Here is a 12,019-nt window from a genome sequence, read left to right on the forward strand (position 1 = left end):
ATCCACCGCATGGATAGGATATATTGAAACAATCGATTTTTCATAAGTTTGGAAATGGGAATACCAACAGCGCCACGCCTTGACCCACGCGGGTTGGCGAATTCGACCGAATCTACGGAAGGGCACCCGCGACTGCCAGCAGTTCCATGTTGCCGTGATCACCACTTCCATTTGCCCCAAGCCAATGCCGAAGCCTGCCAGGCTCTTTTGGCTCAAATCAACGCGCCCGGCACGACGCACTTGGCCAGCCTCCCTGGAGACGAGTTCCCCGCAAATACTTTGAAGGTGGATGCCAATGACACGTCGCATGCGCCTCTTGCCCCAAACGGGATGGTAGCGGCACGCCGCACGAGACCTGCGGATGTGCGCTCTCAGCGTAAACGGCCGGTTCGCAGAGCCGGCCAAATCCTTACTCGAGCTCGCGGCCCATGGCTCGGATCGGCCTTAGAGCGGCTGAACCGGACGCGGCGCCTCGAAGCGGTACGGGTCTTTCTCAGCTGCGACAGCTGTCTGCGGTTGATCCAAGCTCCGGCGTTGGATGAGAACTGCCCGGAGGCACCATTGTCCATGTCACGCAAAGAGCGCGCCACGCACCGATCACAAGCCACCACGCCAAGAGCACTCACCGTCGTCCGCTTTCGCCCCGATGCCTCGCAATATCGCTGATGCCGGACAACGCACTGGCGCGAGAGTCGCTTTTGCCACGGGCGCCGAACGTCAGCGACGCTTAACCGACGTGATCACCTAAACCGCGTCCCCATCAAAAGGACTGATCATCTCCAAGAGGAAACTATATGGCCGAGTTCGATAGAAGCCCTGCCTTCTGGCGTTCCTTTCCGATTTTTCAGGATTTTGATGACAAGACCATCGCAGCGCTAGGGGGTATCTCAAGCTTTCGCAGATGGCTCCCAGACACGGTGATTTTCCAGCGAGGCGATGAGGGCAATTACATGGTCGGGGTGATCTCTGGGCGGATCAAAGTATCCCTGATCACCCCACAAGGGCGTGAGCTAGTCCTGCGACAACTCGAAGCCGGGGAACTGTTCGGCGAGATGGCCATGTTGGACGATCAGCCTCGATCAGCCGACGCCACGGCGCAGGTGGCCTCCGAAGGTTTCGTCATCGCTAAGAGGCCATTTATGGACCTTATCAAACTTTCGCCGGGGGCAGCCGGAGCCACGATCCGTTATCTCTGCTCGCGACTGCGGGGTATCACCGAACAGTTGGAAACCATCGCTCTCTATCACCTGAATTCCCGGGCGGCCCGTTTTCTTCTCGTTACCCTGAGGCAGATCCACGGCACCGAATTGCCGGTAAGGGCGGATCTCAAACTGTCCCTCACTCAGTCGGATATAGCAGGGATTTTGGGCGCAAGCCGGCCGAAAGTAAATCGTGCTATATTAGCCTTGGAGGAAGCCGGCGCCATCAGACGCAGCAACGGAATCATTGAATGCAACACGGAGCGCTTGCAGTGGATTGCTGAACCAGGCGAGCACTAGGAGCGTCGGTGATCGCCGCTACATCGGCGGCTCGATCCGGGTCGAAAACGCGACAGGCGTAAAGCGCTTGATTGGCACATGAATTCCGCGCCTGTCCGGTTTGTCGAGTTCGCAACAACGATGGTGTGTGGGCTGATTTTCTCGCCGAACTTGTGACCTTTCATGGCTTCCCGAAGAACGCTCTCTTTGCACGGCTGCATGGCTTTTGACCTCCTGGTGGGCAGCAGACATATGGTGTGAAAGACGTCGCGACGGGTGAAGGACAAAGGGAGACCACGTGTCGGTCTTGATCAGATAGGTCGCACGCGCACGAAGAACCCACGCCTGGTGATGGACAGCCGCCGCGGATCGGCACTGCGCTTGCTTGCGCGGCGCATAGATGGCGATCGGCTCGTTGGTTGCGCGAGACAGGCCGGCGGCAGCCGACGTTCTCATGATGGCAGAGGCGTAGAATCCAGACCTGCGCTGATGGCACAGGCACACGAGATCGCCTCGTCTTGGTGAAGGCCGTCTTCACATATCGCAGCAAAGATGAGGGCGAGGAACAGCAGATGCGAGAATTTTTCGCCGAGTGCGATAAGGCACCCCGACTGAACGAAATGGCCAAATTCTTCTCGGCGACCGCTGCGGGAAAATCAGGAGTTCCGATCAAAGTGCCGAGCGTTGATCGGCGTCTTTTCCAGGGGGACGCGGGATTGAAAAACTTCGCGGCGATGCATCGCCAACTATGGGGGCGTTTCAACCCCCATTTCTTTGGCAGCATCCCTTACGTTCTTGAGGAGGAGGTTCGGCTGGGCGACGCACTCCTGAGATACGGGGGCGCGATTGCAACTTCCACCCGTCCGGCTCGATATTATACGCTAGGGGCGGCCCAAGGCTCGCTAGCTCGGACATTAGCCCAGCTGGGCAATGGCATGATTCAGACGCCTTCGTGCAGTCCCAATAAGGAAATGAGGAGAGTTTCTTTCTTCACGGACGGCCCTTGCACGCAACATTCTTCCTAGGTCCGTTTCATCACCTCACGTAGAGCAGAATAGCGTCGACGCCTGAGTTGGGCCATTTTTCGGATGGCTTCGACGTGACCTTCGAAGACACCACATTTCAGATGTATTCCCCAAATCGACGGGAACAGATTGGCTTCGTTCGACGCGGCCTCAAAAAGGACGGCGTATTTATATTATTGGAAAAGTTCAAGCGGGACCACGTCGACGAATATCTCCGCCGCGAGATGCAAGACTGTGGATACAAAGCACGTTTCTTCGATCTAGATGAAATTAAAAGCAAGAATGAGCTTTTACTACGCACTATGAGCAAAAACGAGAACACACTTGCTCAGATTTCAGAAGCATTAGCGGCGCATTTCAAATATGGATGCCTGACATGGAACTCCGGCAATTTTCTGCACGCTTGCTGCCAGCAACAGCGCCGATAATCTGCAACGCATGATTTCGGCGATGGCCCCGCCCTGCATCCCAAACGAATATGTCTATGTGCAAGCTCCCGCTTCGCTGCCAGGACTAGACTTTGAAGTATCGCCATTCCGAAGGTTGGGGGCCCTCAGCAAACATGCGTGAAACTGTCATCGGTGGCGCTTTGGCGTCAGTATGGTTTGGACGCCTCCATTCGCGCCGCCGAAGCTACCCGCCGTCAGGCAAGCCATCCTCATTGCGCTCGCGCAGCCGGCCGACATCCGGTGCCCCAGCGCAGCAGAGCCCTCCCCAAGAAATCTGCCAAGCCGCGGGAGGGTAGATTAGGGGTTGGGCACGAGTCTGTCCGGTTCCGACGTGGCAGGCATCATCATAAACGTTTTGTCGGCTGTGGCTCTATTTCGTCGGGAACCGCATAGCTCGATATCCAGACCGATCGCTTTTGGTGCGCTGGCGCAAGACGTTTCTGCGGCAACGTTGGGCAGGTGCGGTTCTGTTGCGTGCCGGCCAAACCGGCATGGTTGCTTGGCCATCACTGGTAACGAATTCGAGATGGCCCGTTGGGGCTGTGGGCGACTCTGTTAGATCGAAGCGCAAATTGGTGAGGCGTCCGTCATCGAACCTGTCGGCTGGCGCATTTCGATCTCAGCCCTCCAAGGCCTTCTCGATGAAAGTACCGATCGTAGCAAGCTCATCCAATGCTCTCCGGCTGTTATGCAGCATCGGTCGCGTTGCCGGATCGTTGGCCATGTTAGCGACCGTCATGTGCAACATGCCTCGCTCTTTCATCGCCGCGAAGGCGTCACGCTCACGCATAGGCGGGTCGCACAGGGGCAGGGCGTGCAACATCTCGTACGCGGCTCGTTGGGAGACTGTCAGTCTGCCGATGGGCACTCGCTGGGGAAGAATGGCAGTGTGTGTTTGCAGTCCCTCTCCCATCAAGAGCTCAATGATGTAGCGGCAAGTCGCAAGCGCTTCATCGATGTCAAGAGGTGTCAGCATAGCGGGTATCAGAAGGCAATCGGAACTGCCGATTATGGAGTTGTTCAACTCGCTGGGATCGCCATGGGCATCGGCCAAACCATAGTCGAAGCCGCCGAGATCCGCCTGTCCATATGCATCTACCATGAGGGGCAGCTCGTCGGCCACGAATACCTCGCATCGCTGGTCCCAAGCCTGGTTGCGAATGGCATTTGCTTTCCACCGAGTGAGCGGGCGGTTTGGGTCAGATTCGAACAACGCAACCTTCTTCTGTTTTAAGGCAAGCGAGGAGCACAGACCCATTATAGCCGTGGTTTTACCCGCGCCACCTTTGAATGAATAGCAAGTGATCAGTTTCATGCCGCAATCCGTCCGCGCTGTAGGCGCTCCGTGCAAATATTTCCTTTTCAAAGCATATCAGCACTTGGGGTGAGACATAGCGATGTGTCTTGTCACTCGGGTTACCATTGTAACCGTTATTTTGTGCGACTTTGGGGGCCGTACCGTTATGTATTCTTTCCTGTAGGCCAGAAGTTGAAGGCGACACGCGGCATCTGCCGACATCAGGCTCAAAGCAACCAGCTGCGCTTGTGCTCGGCTGAAGTCTTGCCCGAGTGTGGACGATACACTTTTGAGGATGAGACTGTCGTTGGATCAAGCAGGTGGAACCAACCGCTGCCCTTCGTAGCCGCTGCGAAGGGCCGCCGCGACCGGGACTACGAACGCTGAATATTGCCGGAGAGCGCAGGACGATGGCAGGCACGAAGTTGAAGCTCACCACGTTGTCGTTCGGCATTGGGCTGTCATTGCCGCTCGGAGTGATCTTCGCCAGTGTATATGTTAGCCTAAGGGCCGGCCTCAGCGTCCGGGGACTCCGCGAGTTTGACCTGCTGGCGTTCTGGTACGAAACCCCCTTCTATCTCGGCTATGCCAGTGCGACCTTCTACACCAGCTTGATCATTGTCGGCATGACATCGGTGACCATCACAGCCATCCTCACTGTACTCATGCTTCGCCCCAAACACTTCGGAACCGCACGCTGGGCGCAGTTTCGCGAAATGCGCCAAAAGAGCTTCATCAAGCCATACCGTCGCATCACTGGTCCGATATTCGGCAAAACGTCCGGCCCGCGCGGTTTTGGACAATATCTCACCAATGGCGAGCAACCACACAGCCTGGTCGTTGCGCCCACCCGCGCGGGCAAGGGCGTTGGTGTTGTCATTCCAACGCTTCTAACCTTCGATGGCTCAGTCCTTGCGCTCGACGTCAAGGGCGAACTCTTCGAACTGACGTCGAGGGCGAGGTTGAAGCGCGGCGACCGGATCTTCAAATTCTCGCCGCTCGACAGGGAAGGACGCACCCATTGCTATAATCCAGTGCTCGACATTGTTGCTACGCCGCCGGAGCGCCGCTTCTCAGAGACCCGGCGATTGGCGGTTAATCTGATTGCGCCCAAGGGTAAGGGCGCGGAAGGGTTCATCGAGGGCGCACGAGATCTTTTTGTTGCCGGTGTTCTGGCCTGCATCGAGCGTGGCACACCGACCATTGGGGCTGTCTATGATTTGTTTTCGCAGCCAGGCGAGAAATACAAGTTATTCGCGCAACTCGCGGGAGAGAGCAAAATCCCGGAGGTGACGCGCATATTCGACAATATGGCCGGCAACGACACCAAACTTCTGACCTCATACACATCCGTCTTGGGCGACGGTGGGCTGAACCTTTGGGCAGACCCGCTGATCAAGAATGCCACATCGAGATCGGATTTCTCCATTGACAACTTACGCCGGGACCCAACGACAATTTATCTGTGCGTCAGCCCCAATGATTTGGAGGTAATCGCGCCTCTCGTGCGGCTGTTCTTCCAGCAAACCGTATCCATCTTGCAACGCACTCTGCCTAAAAAGGACGAGATTTTCGAGGTGCTGTTCCTTCTCGATGAATTCAAGCATCTCGGCAGGCTCGAAGCGATTGAGACCGCGGTCACCACAATTGCAGGTTATAAAGGCCGGTTCATGTTCATCATCCAAAGCCTCTCGGCTCTGACGGGCGCCTACGAGCAGCCAGGCAAGGAAAATTTCCTCTCCAACACCGGTGTGCAAGTGTTCATGGCGACAGCCGACGACGAGACGCCCCAATACATCTCAAAAGCTATTGGTGATTATACTTTTCACCAAAAGTCGAAGTCTTTTAACCCGAGGGAATGGTTAAATCCTAATATTCATATGTCCGATCAGGGGGCACCGCTGTTGCGGCCCGAGCAGGTGCGTTTAATCGATGACAACAAGCAAATTGTGCTGATCAAGGGGCAGCCTCCGCTCCAGCTGGATAAGGTGAAGTATTATCGTGACCGTCACCTCAAGCCCATATTCGACAGCCAGGCGGGTGCATTGCCCGAACCAGCCCCGATCCCGCTCGTCGCCGAGACGACGGCCTTCCCAGTGGTTGCGAAATTACCAAATGCAGTCGTCGAGATTGCGCCTGGCGATGCCGCACAGCTAACACCTAGCACCGGCATTGCAAATCCGACGGCGGCTCCTATCGACGCCAGTCCGTCCGCGGTGGAGGAAACTTCCGAGGAGCCGCGGGGCACCGTCGCACAACGCGAGCTGCTGGCGCGGATCATTGCACTTCAGGAACTTGGCGTTTCCGACCGCAGCAGCGCGAAATCTGACACAGCGCGTTCAGCCCAGACATTTGATGGGTCGGATCGATTGTGAATCGAACCGGTTCTGATACGACCGGGCTCGCCCAGATACTCGGTCGGCAAACCAGCTTAGCCGAGGCTCAGGCGGAGTTCCGGATCGTATGCCTCGACGGGCTTGATGATCGATGCTGGGCTCCGAGGCTGGCAGGGAGCGGCAAAGGCGGACGCGGAGCTTTCCGGGCGTCCTGAGCAGCCAGTGCGCATGGCCCAAAAACGCCTATTCCACCGTGCGGCGCAATCACGATCACTGGCATGTTCTCGTCGATCAGCGCGATCGGCCCGTGCTTCAGCTCGCCCGCGGCATAGCCTTCGGCATGGATGTAGGAGATTTCCTTGAGCTTCAGGGCGCCTTCCATGGCCAGCGGGAAATTGGTGTCGCGTCCGAGATAGAGCACGTCCTTGTAACGAGACAACTCCCGCGCGATTCGTTCGATCTGTTCTTCGAGCTTCAGCACTTGGTTGGCATAGCGCGGCGCTTCCGAAAGCGCTCGCACCAGGGTCTTCTCTTGCTCCTTCGAGATCGCCCCGCGCGCCACGCCGGCGCGCACGGCAAGCGACGCGAGCACAGACAACTGACAGGTGAAAGCCTTGGTCGAAGCGACGCCGATCTCAGGCCCTGCCAGTGTCGGCAGCACCACATCGGATTCGCCCGCCATGGTCGATTCCCGCACATTGATGACCGCGCCGATCTTCATCCCCGCCTTGCGGCAATAGCGCAGCGAGGCCAGCGTGTCGGCGGTCTCGCCCGATTGCGAGATGAAGAGGGCGGCGTCATTCTTGGACAGCGGCATCTCGCGGTAACGGAACTGCGACGCGACATCGATATCGACCGGCAGCCGAACGTAGCGCTCGAACCTGTATTTGCCGGCCAGGCCGGCGAGATAGGCAGCGCCGTAGGCGGAGATAGCCAGGCAACCGATCTTGGCGAAATCGAATGGCAGGTCGAGCGGCTTGGAGATGCCGGAGACGAAATCGACGTAGTGCGCCAGCGTGTGCGAGATCACCTCGGGCTGCTCATGGATTTCCTTTTCCATGAAATGGCGGCGGTTGCCCTTGTCGACCATGAAGCTGGTCGACAGCGACTGCTGGCGCTTGCGGTCGACTTTTTTGCCGTCGATGTCGAAGATGGCGACGCCGTCGCGGCGCACGACCGCCATCAGTCGCCGTCCTCGAGATAGGTGATCGAATTGGTGAACGGGGCGAGCGCGATGGCGTCCGAGCCCAAAAACATCTCGCCATCGCCATGGCCAACCGCCAGTGGCGGACCGTTGCGCGCGCCGACAATCAGGTCCTCGTCACCCTTGAACATGATGGCCAGCGCAAAAGCGCCTTCCAGCCGCTTCAGCGCCTGATGCGCGGCCTCGACCGGCTTCAGCCCCCTGGCCAGTTCGCGCGCCACCAGATGGGCGACCACCTCGGTGTCGGTCTGCGAAGAAAATTCGTAGCCGTCACGCTTCAGTTCGTCGCGCAATTCGGCGAAATTCTCGATGATGCCGTTGTGGACGATGGCGACACCGTCGGAAAAATGCGGGTGCGCATTGGTCTCGTTGGGCACGCCATGCGTCGCCCAGCGCGTATGGCCGATGCCGATCGTGCCATCGAGCGGATCGTCCTTGAGCCTGCGCTCGAGGTTGATTAGCTTGCCTTCGGCGCGGCGGCGGGCAAGCTCACCATGTTCGATGGTGGCGACACCGGCCGAGTCATAACCGCGATATTCCAACCGCTTCAGCGCGTCGACGATGAGCGGCGCAACCTGCGAGTAGCCGACGATTCCGACGATCCCGCACATGCAGACAGTCCCCGATTGCCCATGGAAAACCAGCGCTATTTAGGGGTGGCCGGCCTGCCGCGAAAGTCACATTGCATTTCGTCGGGTGTAACGGACGCTTCTGGGCGGATGCGCGGTCACAGACCGATACAGTTTATACTTAAAGATCGGACCGGGGGCCGTGAAGAACGCAAGCTAGACTGTTCGGCAATTCCGGCGACGATCTTCAGAAATGGATGTCCTTAGACCAGCCCCCACCATAACCTGTCAGGCTCAACACCGCGGTGGGCGGATCTGGCTCTCTAGGTAACGGCTTGCCGGCCGGTCATCAGATCCCGGAGGTCGGCCAATTCGCAAATCAGCTCGAACGTTCGCGGCTTCGCCGAAATACACGTCATGGCCAGTCCCCCTGACTTCCGGCCAGAATTTGATCTGACCCCTTTCCATGTCCCTACACAATACGCACAAACTCACAAGCGCTGCGGTCCTGCCGGACAACGGCTGAGCAGTTGCGCTGACGGGTTGCACCGCTGGCGCGGCAAAGTGCGCGGTCCACGTTAAAGGCTCCTCTGCGAGTTCCATCGTGGACTCGACCGAGGTCGACCGCGAAGACGACCTCGGCCCGATAAGTTACGCAGTTGAGTTACGTCACGTCCATGAACCTCATCGTGTCAAGTCTCTGGTTCTGTCGGTACCCATGAGTTCCGCTCGCGCGCTATTGTAGACTTCGTTGATAAGTTGCCCGGTCTCACCAATCGTCTCCGCTTGCTGATACGTCCACTCTGGTTGCACCTGCCGGGATCGAGCGTAAATTGCTTCGATGCTCCTGTCCAAATCAGGGTTTTGCGGCTGCTGCATGGCATGACCGGAGGCCTCCGGAATAGATTCGTAGATCATCCGAATGGGCTCATTCTGTGCAAACATCGCGTCTACTCGCGCTGATTGGTCTTCGCTCAAATAATCCCGTCCTTTTTTAAGGGCAGCGCATGAGTTTACAAGAGCTTCTGCTTGTCCATCACCCCAAGTTTCAGCAAGTTCTATCGACCTATCAAGAAGACGCTCCCTGTCTGCCTGGCCAAAGTCACCTATATGGCCTGCTATGTTTGAAAGTGCCAGAGACTGGCCCAATGGGCTATTCATGCCGAGAACTTTGTCGACCGCGGCTGATTTTCTCGTAGCAGTTTGAAACTTGGTTATGGGGCCGACAGGGCAATAGCGTTCGTGAAAGGGCTGCGACACCGGAGCATGATTGTTAGGCGGTATTGCTGCGGCAAACATGCGCTCAGCTGAATCGCCTAGCCGGTTGAGCCGTCTGTGAAATTGCCCCGCATCGCTTCTCTCAAACTCGCTCCCGACCGCCGTGCTCACCATCCTAAGACCGTAAAGGTTGTTCGACGTTTCAACCGGGTCGTCGGTGGCTGCACCCCTCCCCACGCCCCCCAGTACCCCATTCGACAGATCAGTGAATTGTGTGTCTGCACCCTCACCGCGGGTTGAACTTTCAGGTCTACTTCTACGGGTACGGCGTTCCATTGCTCAGAGTCCTTACGTCGTTTCTCTACTACTTCAGGCTACCACCCGGGAGCGGCCTACTGAACTGATTTCGCGTTACTTTTGCAATCTAGAGCACGTCCTGTGATGGATGAATCGATTGTGATGTGACGGGTGCGTTTTGTGCTGATTCAAGATCCACATCAGGATCGTTGGTCACAACTGCTGACGTATATCCGGCTTCCTAATGCGGCTGGACATGTGTGGACGTATATGGACCCCGCCCGACCAGACGCCGACGAATGCGATGAACGGCCTGGATTGCCAGCTGATCAGTCGACTTCGGCGGCACAAAGCGCATTGATGGCCGACCGACCGCCTCGCAGATGGCTTCCGCATCGTTCCGGTCGTTCTTGTTCGACTTGGCGTATGGTGTCACGAACTGAGGGCTGATCAGCCGAACTTCATGGCCGAGATCGGAAAGCACCCTTGCCCAATAATGCGCTCCGTTCGAGGCTTCCATGCCGACCAGACATCGCGGCAGATTGGCGAAGAAGCGGGCTACCGCATCGCGACGCAGCGTCTTTCGCACAACGACTTTGCCGTGGCTGTCGACGCCGTGAACCTCGAAGACATACTTCGCAAGATCCAGACCTATTCGAACGACCTGCATGACATCCTCCTTCGTTGCAGTTGACGCTCGAGATTCCACCGCGCCTAGAGGGCGGGGTCCATACCATTGCCCCCGTTGGTGCAAGAAGAATCTTTTCGAAGAGCACGGAGCGTGGTCGGGTGCTGACATGTGTCCGGCCTCTGGTGCGGCTGTCACATGCCGCGGGCCTGTATGGGAGTTCGCGGAGCGGGTCCAATTCAATCTGGCGCGCTCAAGGCGCGTATCCATGATCTGGTTTTCCCGATCCCGTCTCATTGACCGTGGCGCCATACTCTCCGTTCGACCTTCTCACACTTTGGCAGCCCGTTCGAGGAGCGGACTATCCCGCCAAGGCCGGTACCCGGTAGGTTCCGCCCTTGGCCATCAAGGCCCACACGATGCGCGCCGTCTTGTTGGCTAGGGCAATGATCACCAGCATGGGCGGCTTGCGGCCAGCATACGGGTGAGCCAGGGATCTGCCGCCTCTCCCTTGCGCATGGCCCAGCGCACGGTGGCGCTGGCCCCGATGATCAGTAGCCGTCGCAGGGTTCGCTCACCCATTCGGGACGTCTCGCCGAGCTTCTGCTTTCCTCCCGAGGAACGTTGCAGCGGCGTGAGGCCGAGCCATGCTGCAAAGTCGCGACCTCTCTTGAAGGTTGTAGCCGATGGAGCCAGCGCAGCAAGCGCCGTCGCAGTGATCGGTCCTACGCCGGGAATGGTCATCAATCGCCTGGCTTCCACATCCTCCCTGGCACGCCGGGCGATCTCGCGGTCGAGCACGGCCACCCTCTCATCCAGGGAGCGGAGCTGTTCGACGAGCAGAGACAGGATCGGGCGGGCGGCTTCGGGGATGGTAGAATCCTTGTCCTCTATCTCTGCGACAAGCTTGGCTACGTGGAAAAGGCCCTGCGCAGCCACTAACCCAAATTCGGCAAGATGGCCCCGTATCGCATTGATGGTCTGCGTCCTCTGCCGCACCACAAGATCGCGAACGCGAAACACCATAGCCGCCGCCTGTTGATCTTCGCTCTTCACCGCCACGAACCGCATGGTGGGCCGTTGCGCAGCTTCGCAGATTGCTTCAGCGTCGGCGGCATCGTTCTTCTGCCGCTTCACGAAAGGCTTCACGTATCCCGGAGCGATCAGCCGGACATTGTGCCCTAGCTTCGCAATCTCCCCGCGCCCAGTAATGGCCGCCGGCGCACGCTTCCATGGCAACCGTGCTGGCTGGTTGAGCAGCAAGAAACCGAAGTACGTGATCGCGGCGAAGCTTCTTCCTGAACAGCACAGCTCCCGACGCATCCGAACCGTGCGCTTGGAACACGTTCTTCGCCAGATCCAATCCGATTGTGTTAACTTCCAACATGGACGCCTCCGTTCGAGTGATGATCAACGACACCACTTTGGCACAGCGATGCCGTGAGGGGGCGTCCACATGGGGTAATCGCGGGAGCGACGCGCCCTGGAACCGATCATAGCCTTGGAGGGTGGCTGTTC

Annotated in this window: 6 protein-coding genes and 3 pseudogenes; 4 read left to right on the plus strand and 5 right to left on the minus strand. The window is 58.0% G+C overall.

Annotation, left to right across the window (positions count from 1 at the left end; all coding sequences use genetic code 11):
* Positions 1-794: 794 nt before the first annotated feature.
* The 3 genes from ACWTU9_RS30320 (at position 795) to ACWTU9_RS30330 (ending at position 2,931) form a co-directional block, all read left to right on the plus strand.
* Positions 795-1,499, plus strand: a complete 705-nt coding sequence (locus tag ACWTU9_RS30320; protein WP_455861527.1) for a Crp/Fnr family transcriptional regulator — start codon at positions 795-797, stop codon at positions 1,497-1,499.
* 497 nt (positions 1,500-1,996) lie between these two features.
* On the plus strand, positions 1,997-2,503 hold the full coding sequence (locus tag ACWTU9_RS30325) for a hypothetical protein (RefSeq protein WP_455861528.1): 507 nt from the start codon (positions 1,997-1,999) through the stop codon (positions 2,501-2,503).
* A 74-nt stretch (positions 2,504-2,577) separates the two neighbouring features.
* Entirely contained in the window at positions 2,578-2,931 is a 354-nt protein-coding gene (locus tag ACWTU9_RS30330) for a hypothetical protein (protein ID WP_455861529.1), read from the plus strand.
* A 640-nt stretch (positions 2,932-3,571) separates the two neighbouring features.
* Here ACWTU9_RS30330 and ACWTU9_RS30335 read toward each other — a convergent pair.
* The gene (locus tag ACWTU9_RS30335; protein ID WP_455861530.1) at positions 3,572-4,267 is read right to left on the minus strand and encodes a conjugal transfer ATPase VirC1; all 696 of its coding nucleotides are present in this window, start codon (positions 4,265-4,267) and stop codon (positions 3,572-3,574) included.
* Positions 4,268-4,659: 392 nt separating this feature from the next.
* Here ACWTU9_RS30335 and virD4 point away from each other — a divergent pair, with 392 nt between their 5' ends.
* Complete coding sequence (gene virD4 / locus ACWTU9_RS30340; RefSeq protein WP_455861531.1) at positions 4,660-6,624, plus strand: type IV secretion system ATPase VirD4; 1,965 nt, start codon at positions 4,660-4,662, stop codon at positions 6,622-6,624.
* Between the two features lie 214 nt (positions 6,625-6,838).
* Here the strand turns inward: virD4 and glmS are convergent.
* The 4 genes and pseudogenes from glmS to ACWTU9_RS30360 all read right to left on the minus strand — a co-directional run.
* Positions 6,839-8,400: pseudogene (glmS, locus tag ACWTU9_RS30345) on the minus strand (glutamine--fructose-6-phosphate transaminase (isomerizing)); the annotation flags it as partial.
* Between the two features lie 642 nt (positions 8,401-9,042).
* Positions 9,043-9,657 carry a hypothetical protein gene (locus tag ACWTU9_RS30350; protein WP_455861532.1) on the minus strand — a complete coding sequence of 205 codons (615 nt, stop codon included), beginning with the start codon at positions 9,655-9,657 and terminating at the stop codon, positions 9,043-9,045.
* A 499-nt stretch (positions 9,658-10,156) separates the two neighbouring features.
* Positions 10,157-10,543, minus strand: a pseudogene (locus tag ACWTU9_RS30355) (IS110 family transposase); the annotation flags it as partial.
* 319 nt (positions 10,544-10,862) lie between these two features.
* Positions 10,863-11,888 (minus strand): annotated as a pseudogene (locus ACWTU9_RS30360) (IS110 family RNA-guided transposase).
* Positions 11,889-12,019 lie beyond the last annotated feature (131 nt).

This window comes from Mesorhizobium sp. 128a (assembly GCF_053848025.1).

Bases quoted from the DNA above. Each gene is read 5' to 3' on its own strand.
- ACWTU9_RS30335 (WP_455861530.1), bottom strand. From the start codon at position 4,267: ATGAAACTGATCACTTGCTATTCATTCAAAGGTGGCGCGGGTAAAACC.
- ACWTU9_RS30320 (WP_455861527.1), top strand. From the start codon at position 795: ATGGCCGAGTTCGATAGAAGCCCTGCCTTCTGGCGTTCCTTTCCGATT.
- virD4 (WP_455861531.1), top strand. From the start codon at position 4,660: ATGGCAGGCACGAAGTTGAAGCTCACCACGTTGTCGTTCGGCATTGGG.
- ACWTU9_RS30350 (WP_455861532.1), bottom strand. From the start codon at position 9,657: ATGTTTGCCGCAGCAATACCGCCTAACAATCATGCTCCGGTGTCGCAG.